The organism is Dyella amyloliquefaciens (genome assembly GCF_004296575.1).
Classification (GTDB): Bacteria; Pseudomonadota; Gammaproteobacteria; order Xanthomonadales; family Rhodanobacteraceae; genus Dyella; species Dyella amyloliquefaciens.
This window is the reverse complement of sequence record NZ_SAYT01000004.1, coordinates 125,693-138,278: the sequence shown is the minus strand read 5'-3', so window position 1 is coordinate 138,278 and position 12,586 is coordinate 125,693. Positions and strand designations below refer to the sequence as shown.

Annotated in this window: 14 protein-coding genes; 11 read left to right on the top strand and 3 right to left on the bottom strand. The window is 65.3% G+C overall.

The genetic code is table 11. The features are described from left to right. The first annotated feature begins 134 nt into the window (after nucleotides 1-134). Nucleotides 135-1,127 (top strand): aldo/keto reductase, encoded by a 993-nt coding sequence (locus EPB08_RS10965; RefSeq protein WP_130619135.1) that lies wholly within the window; start codon nucleotides 135-137, stop codon nucleotides 1,125-1,127. A gap of 37 nt (nucleotides 1,128-1,164) precedes the next feature. Here EPB08_RS10965 and EPB08_RS10960 read toward each other — a convergent pair whose 3' ends face one another. Continuing rightward, complete coding sequence (locus tag EPB08_RS10960) at nucleotides 1,165-1,635, bottom strand: Lrp/AsnC family transcriptional regulator (protein ID WP_130619134.1); 471 nt, start codon at nucleotides 1,633-1,635, stop codon at nucleotides 1,165-1,167. 112 nt (nucleotides 1,636-1,747) lie between these two features. Between EPB08_RS10960 and EPB08_RS10955 the strand changes: the two genes are divergently transcribed. The 4 genes from EPB08_RS10955 (at nucleotide 1,748) to EPB08_RS10940 (ending at nucleotide 5,297) form a co-directional block, all read left to right on the top strand. Continuing rightward, a complete protein-coding gene (locus EPB08_RS10955) occupies nucleotides 1,748-2,374 on the top strand; it encodes a glutathione S-transferase family protein (protein WP_130619133.1) in 627 nt (208 codons plus the stop codon). 30 nt (nucleotides 2,375-2,404) lie between these two features. Further along, on the top strand, nucleotides 2,405-2,599 hold the full coding sequence (locus EPB08_RS10950) for a hypothetical protein (protein ID WP_130619132.1): 195 nt from the start codon (nucleotides 2,405-2,407) through the stop codon (nucleotides 2,597-2,599). A gap of 466 nt (nucleotides 2,600-3,065) precedes the next feature. Then, entirely contained in the window at nucleotides 3,066-3,590 is a 525-nt protein-coding gene (locus EPB08_RS10945) for an FHA domain-containing protein (protein WP_130619131.1), read from the top strand. Between the two features lie 3 nt (nucleotides 3,591-3,593). Beyond that, nucleotides 3,594-5,297, top strand: coding sequence for a serine/threonine-protein kinase (locus EPB08_RS10940; protein WP_130619130.1), 1,704 nt, complete (start codon nucleotides 3,594-3,596; stop codon nucleotides 5,295-5,297). A gap of 23 nt (nucleotides 5,298-5,320) precedes the next feature. Here the strand turns inward: EPB08_RS10940 and EPB08_RS10935 are convergent, their stop codons facing one another. Next, on the bottom strand, nucleotides 5,321-6,271 hold the full coding sequence (locus EPB08_RS10935; protein ID WP_229238309.1) for a LysM peptidoglycan-binding domain-containing protein: 951 nt from the start codon (nucleotides 6,269-6,271) through the stop codon (nucleotides 5,321-5,323). Further along, entirely contained in the window at nucleotides 6,268-7,125 is an 858-nt protein-coding gene (locus tag EPB08_RS10930; protein WP_130619129.1) for a PP2C family protein-serine/threonine phosphatase, read from the bottom strand. Before EPB08_RS10930 ends, EPB08_RS10935 begins: the two co-directional genes overlap by 4 nt. Before the next feature lie 610 nt (nucleotides 7,126-7,735). Here EPB08_RS10930 and EPB08_RS10925 point away from each other — a divergent pair. The 6 genes from EPB08_RS10925 to EPB08_RS10900 all read left to right on the top strand — a co-directional run bounded on the left by EPB08_RS10925 (nucleotide 7,736) and on the right by EPB08_RS10900 (nucleotide 12,548). Beyond that, nucleotides 7,736-9,307 carry a glycoside hydrolase family 1 protein gene (locus EPB08_RS10925; RefSeq protein ID WP_165418485.1) on the top strand — a complete coding sequence of 524 codons (1,572 nt, stop codon included), beginning with the start codon at nucleotides 7,736-7,738 and terminating at the stop codon, nucleotides 9,305-9,307. A gap of 90 nt (nucleotides 9,308-9,397) precedes the next feature. Beyond that, nucleotides 9,398-9,613, top strand: coding sequence for a hypervirulence associated TUDOR domain-containing protein (locus EPB08_RS10920; protein ID WP_130619127.1), 216 nt, complete (start codon nucleotides 9,398-9,400; stop codon nucleotides 9,611-9,613). Between the two features lie 8 nt (nucleotides 9,614-9,621). Then, nucleotides 9,622-10,164: a DUF488 domain-containing protein gene (locus tag EPB08_RS10915; RefSeq protein ID WP_130619126.1), complete on the top strand. Its 543-nt coding sequence runs from the start codon at nucleotides 9,622-9,624 to the stop codon at nucleotides 10,162-10,164. A 527-nt stretch (nucleotides 10,165-10,691) separates the two neighbouring features. Beyond that, nucleotides 10,692-11,480, top strand: coding sequence for a hypothetical protein (locus EPB08_RS10910; RefSeq protein WP_130619125.1), 789 nt, complete (start codon nucleotides 10,692-10,694; stop codon nucleotides 11,478-11,480). Nucleotides 11,481-11,745: 265 nt separating this feature from the next. Next, nucleotides 11,746-12,012, top strand: a complete 267-nt coding sequence (locus tag EPB08_RS10905) for a hypothetical protein (protein WP_130619124.1) — start codon at nucleotides 11,746-11,748, stop codon at nucleotides 12,010-12,012. Between the two features lie 92 nt (nucleotides 12,013-12,104). Further along, nucleotides 12,105-12,548: a hypothetical protein gene (locus tag EPB08_RS10900; RefSeq protein ID WP_130619123.1), complete on the top strand. Its 444-nt coding sequence runs from the start codon at nucleotides 12,105-12,107 to the stop codon at nucleotides 12,546-12,548. Nucleotides 12,549-12,586: the final 38 nt, after the last annotated feature.

The following is a 12,586-nucleotide window of genomic DNA, read 5'->3' as shown; positions in this document are numbered from 1 at the left end:
GCGCCAGCCAGTGACCCGACCCGCCGATTGTTGAGCAATTCGACAATAGACATGGCGATTATTGAGCATTTATCCGACAGCCGTCATGCCGAAGAATGCGTGTCTGCCTTTCTCCCCCACCAAGGAATCCCCCGATGCAAATGCGACAGCTCGGCAAGCACGGCCCTTCCGTTTCCGCCCTCGGCCTCGGCTGCATGGGCATGAGCGATTTCTACGGTTCGCGCGACGACGCCGAATCGATCGCCACCATCCACCATGCCCTGGAGCGCGGCATCAACCTGCTCGATACCGCCGACGTGTACGGCCCGCACACCAACGAGGTACTCGTGGGCAAGGCCATCCGCGATCGCCGCGATCAGGCCTTCCTCGCCACCAAGTTCGGCATCCTGCGCGATCCCAACGATCCGAGTCGCCGCGGCGTCAGTGGCAGCCCCGAGTACGTGCGTGCCTCGTGCGACGCCAGCCTCAAGCGCCTGGGCGTCGACCACATCGACCTGTACTACCAGCACCGCGTGGACCCGAACGTGCCGATCGAGGAAACCGTGGGCGCGATGGCCGAACTGGTGAAGGCCGGCAAGGTGCGCCACCTCGGCCTGTCCGAGGCGTCCGCCGCGACGCTGGAGCGCGCGGTCAAGGTGCACCCCATTGCCGCCCTGCAGGTGGAGTTCTCGCTGTGGACGCGCGATCCGCAGGAGAACGGCATGCTGGATGCCTGCCGTCGGCTGGGCGTGAGCCTGGTGGCGTATTCGCCGCTGGGTCGCGGCTTCCTCACCGGCGCGTTCGCCAGCCCCGATGACTTCGACGCCGATGATTACCGCCGCCAGAGCCCGCGCTTCCAGGGCGAAAACTTCTACCGCAACCTGGAACTGGTGGAGAAGGTGAAAGCCATCGCCGCCGAAAAGCGCTGCACGCCGGCCCAGCTCGCGCTGGCCTGGGTCCTGGCACAGGATCCGAACGCGATCGGTATTCCCGGCACCAAGCGCCGCGACCGCCTGGACGAGAACCTCGGCGCGCTCGACGTCACGCTCAGCACGGACGAACTGAAGGCCATCGACGCGGTATTCCCGCCGGATGCCGCCGCCGGCGCCCGCTACGTCGACACCATGATGCGCATGGTCAACGTCTGATCCGACCACGCCGCGCGGCCTGCGCGCCGCGCGGTGTTCAGACCGGGATGACGCTCCCCACCTTGTCGCGCGCCATCACCACGTTGGTGGTGAAGCGGCGGATGTTCGCGTTGTCGAACAGCAGGCGGCGCGTGAACTGCTCGAAGTCGTCCATGTCCTTCGCCGTCACGATCAGGATGAAGTCCGACTCGCCGGTGACGTAGTAGCACTGCTGCACGTTGGGATCGGCGCGCGCCGAGCGGCGGAACGCGTCGAGCATGTCCACGCGCTCGCGCTCCAGTTCCACGCCGATGATGAAGGTCATCGCCTGCCCCACGGCCGCGGGGTTCACCAGCGCCACTTCGGCAGTGATCACGCCCAGCTGGCGCAGATGCTTGATGCGCCGTTGTACGGCAGCTGCGGAAAGTCCGATCTGGGCGCCAATCTCCTCGCCCGTGGCCCGCACATCCAACTGCACGCGGCGGAGGATCTCGCGGTCGAAGTCGTCCAGCTCGTAATCGGTCGCCATGCCGCACAGATAAGCCAAAAAACGCGGCCTGACAACGCCTTTACCCCGTACAACGCGCCTTGGCCGCGCCGCCGAACCCCAGAATGCGTGCACCCCATCGGCTCGGGCACGCATGAAACTCCTCTACCAGACCCACTCCCCCTATGCCCGCAAGGTGCTGGTGATGGCCCACGAGGCCGGCCTCGCCGACCGCCTGAGCGTGGTCCACCACGAAACCAGCCCGACCTGGCGCAACGACGACGTGTTCCGCCTGAACCCATTGGGCAAGGTGCCGGTGCTGCTGCTCGACGACGGCACCGCGCTGTTCGACTCCAACGTGATCTGCGAATACCTGGAGTCGCTTCACGACCGCCCGCCCCTCATCCCCCGCGAACCCTTGGCGCGGCTTCTGACACTTCGAACGCAGGCGCTGGCACAGGGCCTGTGCGATGCCGGCATCGCCGTGCGCCATGAAACCGTGCGTCGCCCGGAAGCGTTGCGCTATCCCGCGATGCGCGACGGGCAGATCGAGAAGCTGGTGGCTTCCTACGACTTTCTGGAACAGGAGTGGGCGGAAGCCGCCGACGGGGCCCCCATCGACCTCGGCCAGATCGCCCTTGCGACTGCGCTGGACTGGCTGGCCTTCCGCGAACTGCCCGATTTCGAGCAAGGCCGCCCGCGCCTGTCGTCGTGGTACCGCCGGTTCATCGAACGCCCGTCGATGCTGGCGACCACGTTCGCCGGCCAGACCGTGGATTGAAACGCCCCTCACCTCTTCCCGGAGACTTCCATGAGCTCGCTCTGGACGGACCTGTTGTTCCTGCACGGCCACGTCACCGACCTCAAGCTGCTGCACCCGTTGAAGGAAATGCCTCGCCCGGACCCACACGCCACGCAAGCTCGCCCAGCGGGCGGCAAGCAGCGGCCCTGCTGGCCGTTCCGTTTCTGCCTGGGCATCGGCGATGGCGAGGTGCGCACGCAGTAAGGCGCCCGCATGTGAAGGCGATGCGAGCCCACACGAAACACGACGATGACCTACCTTTCCTGTAGGCGTCTGCTTACATCGGATAGCAGGCGACTGCGGCAACTTATCCCGGTCGGCGTTTCCACGAACGTCCGACGCCCCCGGGCCGGTCGCCCCCCCTAGATCCGGCTCACTGGCCCCCGAAAGGGGGCCTTTTTCTTGGTGGCCCCGGGTCAGTCAGCACTTAGCCCTCGCCTTGCACCCCGCCAGGTTGACGCCACCTGAACCCTTCGACGGCGATGCTCCCCGCATGCAGGCGCATTGCTTTATGTTTCTGCTGCCGCATCGCGGCGTCGCCGACGCCGTGCGAGGCTCGCAAGGGGCACGCAAGCTACGTTCTTTCAAGGGGCGACAGGGGCTTCAGTTCCGGCCGTAGCGGCCGACTTGTTCGCTATATTGTCGAACTGCTTCAGGTACCAAGGCTCCGATGGACAACCCCCGCAACGTGACGCCATCTGCTCACCCCCGGCGCCCTTTGGGTCCGCAGGGCACGCAGCTGTTTTCGGCGGATGAACTGAATCGCCTTGCGGCCGAAGCGGGCGCCGCTTCCGACGGGCGCGCCAGCGTGCACGAACCCGTGCTCGAGGGAGCCAATGCGGGGCTGGAAGGCAAGCGCTTCACGCTGCGCGCGGGACGGCAGACCATCGGTCGCCGCGACGACAACAACATCGTGATCGGCGACTCCAGCGTGTCGTCGGCCCATGCCTGGATCATGAACCAGCAGGGCCACTACGTGATCATGAATACGCTCTCCACCAACGGCACCTACGTGAACGGCAAGCGCGTGCACGAAGCCACGCTCAAGCATGGCGATCGCGTCCGCCTGGGCCAGGTGGAATTCGTGTTCCTCACCCGCGAGCCCGGCCAGCACTCGCATACGCGCAGCGTCGCCATGGCCCTCGGCGTGGTGGCCCTCGCGGCGATCGCCGTGCTGGCGTGGTGGTTGCTCTAGCCCATGGGCGAACCCTCGATACCGCGCACCATCGGTCGCTACCGCATCGATGGCGTCCTCGGTGAAGGCGCCATGGCCGTGGTGTACGCCGGCTTCGATCCGGGCATCGATCGGCCCGTCGCCATCAAGTGCCTGCATCGCAGCGTGGCCGCCGACCCCGGTTCGCGGCAGCGCTTCCTGCAGGAGGCACGCGCGTCGGGACATCTCGTCCATCCCAACATCGTCACCATCTTCGACACCGGCGAAACCGAGGACGGCCGCAAATACATCGCGATGGAACGCCTGTCCGGCGAAACGCTGGCCAGCCGCGTATCGCGCGAAGGCCTGCCGCCGCTGTCGGTAGCGATCGAGCTCGCGTCGCAGGTCGCCGCGGCGCTCGACTACGCGCACGGCCAGGGCGTCATCCATCACGACGTGAAGCCCGAAAACATCATGCTTGCCGAGGACTGGCACTACGCCAAGCTCAGCGACTTCGGCATCGCCGAACGCCGCGCAGCGTCCCTCACCATGCATGACGGCGACCGGAAGATGGGCGGCACGCCCGCCTACATGGCGCCCGAACGACTGCGCGGCGAGGCGGCCGACGCGCGCGGCGACCTGTTCTCGCTGGGCGTGGTGCTCTACTGGCTGGTCACCGGCAAGATGCCGTGGCCCGATACCACCGACCTCAAGCGCCTGATCCGCGAGCGGCAGCGCCATCCGCGCCCGGCGATCACGCCGCTGGACCCCGCCACGCCGCCGATGCTGGTCAGCATCGTGCGCACCCTGCTCGCTCCCACGCCGGATGCGCGCTATCAAAGCGGCGCCGAGGTGATCAACGACCTGCGCCTCGCGCGGCGCGAGTACGAACGCACCAATGAATCGCCGCTGGCCTCACGCATCATCTCCCTGCGCTTTCGCTGGATCAGCGCACTGAGCACGATCCTCTGCCTGGTGCTGCTGCTCGGGCTGGCCGCGATCTACACCAAGCAGAACAGCGCCGTAACCGGCCTGGCCACCGACTACGGCAGCACGCTGGGCCGCATGGTGGCCAGCGAGTCGGCCGAGAACCTGTTGCTGGGCGACGAAGCTGCCACGCGCGCGCTGGTGGCGGACATGGCGCACAACGGGCAGATCCACTATCTCTCCATCGCCAATCGCGAAGGCAACGTGGTGGCGAGCACGCAGTCCGCCGATGTCGGCCACGCATTGCCCGTCGTCGCCGGCACGCACCAGCAAACCCTCGCCGACGGCGTGGAACGCTTCCTGGGCCGCGTCGCCGAAGACAACCGCGGCAACGAGATGCTGCTGTTCGACGTACCCATCCGTTACCAGGACAAGACGGTCGGCGAACTGCGCCTGGGCGTGAGCAATGCGCCGCTGCTCGCCGCGCAGCGCACGACGTTCTGGGTCATCGCCTCGGTACTCGTCATCACGCTGCTGGCATTGGTCGGCGCGGCCTACTGGCTGTTCCGCCAGCCACTGGCCCTGCTGGGCATGCTGGGCGACGCGATGATGCGCGTGGCGCGCGCCGACTACAGCTACCGCATCCGCCTGGTACGACGCGATGAACTGGGTCGGCTGTTCGCCGCCTTCAACCTGATGAACAGCGCGCTGCAGTCGCGTCAGCCGGCCGAGGTGGCGACGCCCACGCGTCCCACCGCGGAGGATGCCGGCCAACCCACCTTGATGATGTCGCCGCCTGCGGCCAACGACGACGCCCACTGAGCGTCGTCACCTGGCGCCGCGTTTCAGATCTGCTTGAGCCGCTGCTGCAGCTCGATGGCGCGGGCGCGATAGACCGTAGCGCGCTCGTAACCCGGATCGATCGCCAGCACGTGGTCCCATAGCGCGATGGCCTGGTCCAGCTTCTGGTCGCGATACAGCACCACGGCGCGCTCGTGATACGACGCGAGCAGCTGGTCACGCAGCGCCTGGTTGCCCGCGGGTTTCAGCTGCGGATCCAGCGTCAGCGCCTGATCGAGTCGTGCCAGCGCCTGGTCCTTCTGGCCCTGTTTGAGCAGGGCCGAGCTTTCCGTCTGCAGACGCTGCGCGCGGGCTGCGGGAGAATCGGTCGACGGCGGATTCTCCGGCGCGGCAGCAGCAGGCGCTGCCGCGCTCGCCGTAGTGGCAGCCTTGCTGGTCGTGTTGCGCGCGACGGGCTTGGTCGTCGTATCGGCGGACAAATTCGGCCGCACGCCAGCCAGTGGCAGGCGCACCGCATCACCCACATGCAAGGACGAAGGGTTGGTCGAACCGTTGTAGCGCGCAAGTATCAGGAACAGGCTGGAATCGCCCAGATGACGCGCGGCCAGCGTGCTGTAGGAGTCGCCGGTCTGCGCCACGTAGGCGCGCGACCTGGTGCCCAGTGCCACCTTGGGGTCCGTCGTCAGCTGGCGCAGTGCGACCTGTGCGGCGTGATCGTTGGGATATTTCGCCAGGTACTGACGCAGGCGCTGCTCGCCTTCGTCGTAGCGACCCTTCATCAGGTACGTACTGACGATGGTGTTGAGCGGCAGCGGCTCAGCGGCTTCCGACGTGCTATTCGTTGACGTGGTGCCCGAACCACCCAGCGTATCGCCGACCTTGGACTTAAGCGCCGTCATCTGGGTACAGCCCACTGCACCCAGCGCCGTCATCACGAGCGCCAGCCGCAGGGTTCGCACGCCATGCGCGCGCATGAAAAGAAACGATCGAATCAAGAGGAAGCCTCGTTGTAACTGGCGGCGACCCGCCGCCCGCCGGGTGCAGCGCGACGCAAGGCCCACCGCAACCTGTCGCCGTATCGCCGCCACCAGCCTTCGGCCGGGCGGGCGAAAATCAGCGCGACATTATCGCCTTCCTGGCCGCCACGTTCGACAGCCAGCACCAATGCCTCGCGCAAGGCGTCCTGCTGATCGCGGCGACGCGACAGCCGGGCCAGTTCCTCCGTCGAGAGCTGCTCCCAGATGCCGTCGCTGCAGAGCACATAGGTCTGCCCCGCACGCAGCACCGCGCAGCCATGCTCGACCACCGGCGCTTCGGGGCCACCCAGGCCCCGAAGCAGCTTGTGCTGGTCCGGGTGGGTCGCCAGCTCACTCTCGGTGATCTGGCCCTGCTGCAGGCGCAACTGCGCCAGGCTGTGATCCTCGGTCCGCCCCAGCAACTGGCTGCCCTGGAAGCGGTAAAGACGGCTGTCGCCGACATGTGCCCACGACACGCGACCGCGATGCACCATCATCGCCACTACAGTCGAATGCGGCTCGCCGCTCGCCAATCCGGCGCGGCGACGATGAAGTTCGGCATGCGCGTCCTGGCACAGCGACTCGAGAAAGAGCGGGCCCGGCTGCTCGCGCCACTGGCCTGCATCCCACAGGCGGCGCGCCACCTCGACGACGCCGGCCGACGCGAGCTCACCGGCCCCATCACCGCCCATGCCATCGGCCAGCACGAGCAGGAAGGCTTCCTCCCGCGCATCATGGAGGCACACCATGTCGTCCTGCTGCGTTTCGCGCCCACCGCGAGCGCGTCCTGCTACGACCCGTGGGATCGCCTGAAAGTCGACAGCCTGATCCATCGCCCTCCCCCTTCGCTCCCACGATCCGCCCCGGTCTGGCCGGCACCTTACGGGAGTTTGGGCGATCATAATTTGCGCCTGGTCCCGCTGCGCAAGTCGGCCAAACGGCGAAGCGTGCGGCAACGCACCGATGCCGTGACTTTCGCCACATCGTTTCACCGCGGCTTCGCCGGCGCCACTTGCCGCCGAGCTCGCCTTGTCGACATGCTTACCCGGAAAGCCATCGGCCCTTGCCCGGCAAGGCGCACCTTCTTCAGGCCCATGTGCGGGGAACACGTGGGGATGGCCGGGGAGTGTAATCCGGATAGCGTCAGCGACTGACGACCGCGTGCAGTGCCGCGGGCCACCCGTCGCGCCGTGCCCTAGGCACAGCGAGCGATGGTGGCTGCCACATGCAAGCGAGGCGTCGCGTTGGCTTCCCGTCCTGCAGGACATCCACACGACTCCCCTGTGCAACCGAGCGACTACCCGACAAGGTGATGGGGATGGCAATGATGGCGGTGGATACAAGCAACAAGGCGCTTCACGTTCAAGCGGGGCCAGACATGGAAAACCGTTGCAGCCAAACGGCCCAACCATCCCGCAACGAACAACCGCGATGGATGCGCGCATGAGCCGGCGCCACTGGAAGCGTTACACGGCCATCGGCGTTCTCGCGCTGCTCGTTGTCGCAGTCATCGCATGGAGCCTTGCCCTTCCCGGGCGCGGCGAACCGCGCATCACGGCGGCACCGATGCAGCCCATGCTCTTTCCCAAGGGCTTCCTGTGGGGTGTGGCGATCGCCGGACAACAGGCCGAAAGCCTGCCCGCCAGCGACTGGACGAAGTTCGAGGCCGAGGTGTTTCGCGATCACCGCTTCGCCCAGGGCGAGCACATCGGCGCCACGCCTGCGGGCAACATTCACGGTTTCGGTCGATGGTCCGAACAGGTGCGCACCCACAAGGCGGGGTTCGATGTCCTGTACGAGGAGGACATCGATGCCGCCGCGCACCTCGGTCTCAACGCCTTCCGCGTCTCGATCGAATGGGCCCGCCTGTTTCCGCGCCCCGGCATGACCGAACCCGATCCCGAGGCGATCGCGTACTACCACAAGGTTTTCGCGGCGATGAAAAGCCGTGGCATCGAGCCGATCGTGACCTTGTTCCACTATGTATCGCCCGCCTGGTTCTTCGATGCGGACGCCCACGGCAAGCGCGGATGGGAGCGCGCCGATGCGCTGACGCTGTGGCAGGCCTACGTCGATGCGGTGGCGAACAACTTCGTGCCCGACGTGCGGATCTGGTGCACGCTCAACGAGCCCAATGTCTATCTCTACGACGCCTATGTCCTCGGCACCTACCCGCCGGGCGAGAAGCGCGGCGACTTCGCCGGCGCACGCGACGTGTATGCCGCGCTGCTGCGCGCGCATGCCCAGGCCTATCGCACCCTGCACCGTGTCGCCGCCTCGCGTGGCGCCACCGTGTCCGTGGGGCTGACCCAGAACATGCAGATCTTCGAGCCGTATCACCGCTACTCGCCGCTCGACCGCACGCTCGTGTGGGTCGTCGACAAGGTCTGGAACTGGGACTTCCTCGATGCTGTCGCCAGTGGTCGCATGAAGCTCACCACCACGGACATCGATATCCCGATCGAGGGTCTGGCCGGCACCGAGGACTACGTCGGCGTCAACTACTACAGCCGCAACTATGTGCGCGGTGACTGGCGGCATCCGCTCGACCCGGACGTCGGCACGGTCGCGCCAGACCTGCCCGATGAGGAGCGCAACGACCTGGGCTGGCCCTCCTATCCGCATGGCTTCTACGAGACGCTGACCAAGGTGGGCAAGCGCTATGCCAAGCCCGTGATGATTCTGGAGAACGGCACGGCCGACAGCGCCGACGACGACAAACTACGGCAACGCTACCTGGTCGCGCATATCCGCGAAGCGTGGCTGGCGCAACGCGATGGTGTCGACATCCGCTCCTACGTCCATTGGTCGTTGATGGACAACTTCGAATGGAACGAGGGATTCGATGCCAGGTTCGGCCTGTTCGCGGTGGATTACGAGCACGACTTCCACCGCACCGCCCGCCCTTCGGCCGCGCTGTACGGCGAGATCGTTCATGCCAACGGCTTGAGCACAACCGTACTGAAAAGGTATTCGGAAGCTGCCGGGGCAACCGCCGGCACATCTGGCAGATGACGGCTACGTCACGTCGAAGTGACGTAGCGCCCATGCACCAGCTACTCCAATGGAGAGCCATGGAGTAGCCATGCCGCCGGACATCTCACGATGAGCAGCGCATTCAAGGTAGGCGATCACGTCAGCTGGAATTCCGAGGCCGGCCGGGTCTCGGGAACCGTCATTGCGGTCCACACCCGCGACTTCGATTACAAGGGCCATACGCATCACGCATCGAAGGAAGAGCCCCAATACGAGATCAAGAGTGACAAGACCGATCACGTCGCGGCCCACAAGGGCGGCGCGCTCCGGCACCTTGACGGCTGACCGGTGCAATGTCTGCGTTCTTCACCATCGGACATTCCAACCGAAGCGTTGAAGAGCTTGTCGAGCTGCTTGTCGATGCGGGTGTCCGGCGCGTGGTGGACGTACGCGCCTTTCCCAGGTCGTACACCCACCCGCAGTTCAACGAGGATGTGCTCCCCCTCAGCCTCGCGCCTTCCGATATTTCGTATGAGCATCTGAGCCCGCTTGGCGGACGACGCGGCAAATCGAAGACCGTGCCTTCCGGGGTCAATGGATTCTGGTCGAACCCGAGCTTCCACCATTACGCCGACTACGCGCTCTCCGACGCCTTTCGCGCCGGCCTGGACGACCTGATTGCACGAGGCCATGCATCGTGTTGCGCCATCATGTGCTCCGAAGCCGTGTGGTGGCGCTGCCATCGCCGCATCATCACCGACTATCTGATCACTCGCGGCGAAACCGTGTGCCACATCCTTGGACGTCGCCACGTGGATGAGGCCAGGCTGACAGTCGGCGCGGTGCCGCAAGCGGATGGAAACATCTTCTATCCCGCGGCGGCACCGATGGCCTGAGGCAAGTCTTCACGCCGGGCTGCGTCACTTGCCAACGCGCGCTCAACGAATGTCCTTGCTCCGGTGGCCCTTGGGACTCGGCGCGGCGCGCGATGACCCCAACCAGACGCAAAGCCCGAGCCTGACAACGCCGCCCGTATAGTCCGAAAGGCCGATCAGCGCTTGCCGAAAACGTGCAATCGCCGCCTCTGCATCGCTCAACACTGCGCTGGTTTGTGAAAGGGGTTCACACTTCCAGCACCGCAAGTTTTGGCGATCCCGTCGATGAAACCGCAAGCCATCGGCGACCTTGTCTCCCGCGAGCAGTGAGCGATCACGGCGATGCGTCCGGTGCCAAAGCGTAACCCCTCTTCGGCATGCCTGACCCGGCAATACAGGTTTCTTCTTATGGCTTGCCCCGATCGCATCGGCAGTTGAATTCGATGGGGTGACGGACGGATACGCGCCATCTGGACAGCGACGTCGGTTCAACCGGATGCGTGGCCGCTTGTGGCCATGTCCGTCACCAACAGAGGGGAATCCAGAACATGAGCAAGTTCCACAAGTCGATCGTCGTCCTGGCGTTGTTGTCTCCCGTGTGCGCCTTTGCCACCAGTGCATTCGATGGCACCTGGAAAGTCGACATGAGCCAGGTGCAGCTCTCGAAGAAGCCGTCCGTGATCGTGTTGCAGAGCGGCATGTACGACTGCAAGTCGTGCGTGCCGCACTTCATGGTCAAGGCGGATGGCCAGGACCACCCGATTACCGGCAACCCCTATTTCGATGCTGCCGCTGTTGAAGTCGTGGACGCCCATACGGTGAAGATCACCGACAAGAAGGGTGGCAAGGTGGTGGCCAGCGTCACGAGCACCGTAAGCCCTGACGGCAAGACGGTCCACGACGACTATACGGACAGCAGCAACACCAACAGCGCCCCGATAACAGGGAGCGAGGACTGGGTGAAGGTCGCTGCCGGACCGGTGGGCTCGCACGCCCGCTCGGGAACGTGGCAGGCCGGCAAGGTGACGAGCGTGTCCGATAACGCTGTGACGTGGACCATGAAGGAAACGGGCGGGATGTTCAGCATGACCGCCCCGACCGGGCAGTCCTACAACGCCAAAGTGGATGGCACGGAAGCTCCGTTCGTCGGCGATCCGGGCGTTACCAGCGTTACGGTAAAGCTCACCGGCAACACGCTGGTGGAAAGCGAGATGCGCGCTGGCAAGGTCATCTCCGTGCAGACCTCCACGGTATCTGCGGACGGCAAGTCCATGAAGGTGGTCAGCGAAGACAAGCAGCGCAATCGCACGACGACGTTTGTGGCCTTGAAGCAATAAAAGCCTGGCGCCCGGACCGGGCGGTCCGGGCGCTTGCCCTGGTCAGGGGCCACCGCGCCGGCCATCAGCGGCGACGGCCCAGCCAGGACGGGAAGGTCCAACGCACGCCAATCCCCCTACCGGCACCCGGGCGCAAGTGGACGGCCAGACGGCCGCACACCCTTGGCGATACTCCCCTACGGTTCAAAGAGTTGCCATACTGCGAGCCGGGGACTCTAGGCACTGCCTGCCTTCTTGGCGGACAGACGGGGATAAAGGGGGAAATATGGGGCTTTGGTCAGTCTTGGCCGTCGGGCAGGGTTTTCTGCGTCCCGAAGGGATCGCCGATTTCGAACTCTATGGTGTCGTCTCGGCCTGCGATTCGGATGCCGCGCTTGCCAAGGCCATCGATCTCGCCCGGCAGCACTGGCCGGAGATCGGGCAAGGCCACGAGACGTCCGATTCCGAAGCCGTCATCCATGCCGAGGCGATCAATGAGGTTGCCTTGGTAGCGGGCATGGAGGTCGACGTCGTCGACGTCTCCTGGATCTAGATATCCAGTCCGCCCACAGAGCGGACAGATGCTTGGCTTGTGCAATGACAGGTTCGACGATTCCAAACAGTTTTCCAACAGGGGGAGGCTCTATGCAATCGAAAGGCATGGTATTGGCTGCGGTTGGTCTCATCATCGTCGTGGGCTTTCTGGTGCAGCGAAGCTACAGCTCCAGCGCACGTCCAGATAGAAATCCCGATCCACAGATGAATGCGCTTCCGCAGGACGCGCTCGCATACAAACCCATCGACAGCACCAGCTACGACCTGGGTTACCAGGCAGGCAAATCGTCCACGAGCCCGGCCAAGCCGCCCGCCGACTGGGTCAGCTACTGGCTTGGCTATGGAGAGGAGAAGCGCGCGGAGGGTGACACGCCGCCGCGTCCTGGCAGCTTTGCCGACCTTCTCCACGAGAACCAGCGTTGCATTCAAGGCGAGGTCGTAACGCTGCGCGAAAAGACCTACGCCAAGACCAAGGACGCGTCGGGAAGCACCTTCCTGTGCAACCGGTTCACGGTGTTGCCGCTAGGGCATTGAGCGTGGCCTAGCCCGGTCAAGCGGGGTCCGGAGGCGTC

Bases quoted from the DNA above. Each gene is read 5' to 3' on its own strand.
- EPB08_RS10965 (WP_130619135.1), top strand. From the start codon at position 135: ATGCAAATGCGACAGCTCGGCAAGCACGGCCCTTCCGTTTCCGCCCTC.
- EPB08_RS10960 (WP_130619134.1), bottom strand. From the start codon at position 1,635: ATGGCGACCGATTACGAGCTGGACGACTTCGACCGCGAGATCCTCCGC.
- EPB08_RS10955 (WP_130619133.1), top strand. From the start codon at position 1,748: ATGAAACTCCTCTACCAGACCCACTCCCCCTATGCCCGCAAGGTGCTG.
- EPB08_RS10950 (WP_130619132.1), top strand. From the start codon at position 2,405: ATGAGCTCGCTCTGGACGGACCTGTTGTTCCTGCACGGCCACGTCACC.
- EPB08_RS10945 (WP_130619131.1), top strand. From the start codon at position 3,066: ATGGACAACCCCCGCAACGTGACGCCATCTGCTCACCCCCGGCGCCCT.
- EPB08_RS10940 (WP_130619130.1), top strand. From the start codon at position 3,594: ATGGGCGAACCCTCGATACCGCGCACCATCGGTCGCTACCGCATCGAT.
- EPB08_RS10930 (WP_130619129.1), bottom strand. From the start codon at position 7,125: ATGGATCAGGCTGTCGACTTTCAGGCGATCCCACGGGTCGTAGCAGGA.
- EPB08_RS10925 (WP_165418485.1), top strand. From the start codon at position 7,736: ATGAGCCGGCGCCACTGGAAGCGTTACACGGCCATCGGCGTTCTCGCG.
- EPB08_RS10920 (WP_130619127.1), top strand. From the start codon at position 9,398: ATGAGCAGCGCATTCAAGGTAGGCGATCACGTCAGCTGGAATTCCGAG.
- EPB08_RS10915 (WP_130619126.1), top strand. From the start codon at position 9,622: ATGTCTGCGTTCTTCACCATCGGACATTCCAACCGAAGCGTTGAAGAG.
- EPB08_RS10910 (WP_130619125.1), top strand. From the start codon at position 10,692: ATGAGCAAGTTCCACAAGTCGATCGTCGTCCTGGCGTTGTTGTCTCCC.
- EPB08_RS10905 (WP_130619124.1), top strand. From the start codon at position 11,746: ATGGGGCTTTGGTCAGTCTTGGCCGTCGGGCAGGGTTTTCTGCGTCCC.
- EPB08_RS10900 (WP_130619123.1), top strand. From the start codon at position 12,105: ATGCAATCGAAAGGCATGGTATTGGCTGCGGTTGGTCTCATCATCGTC.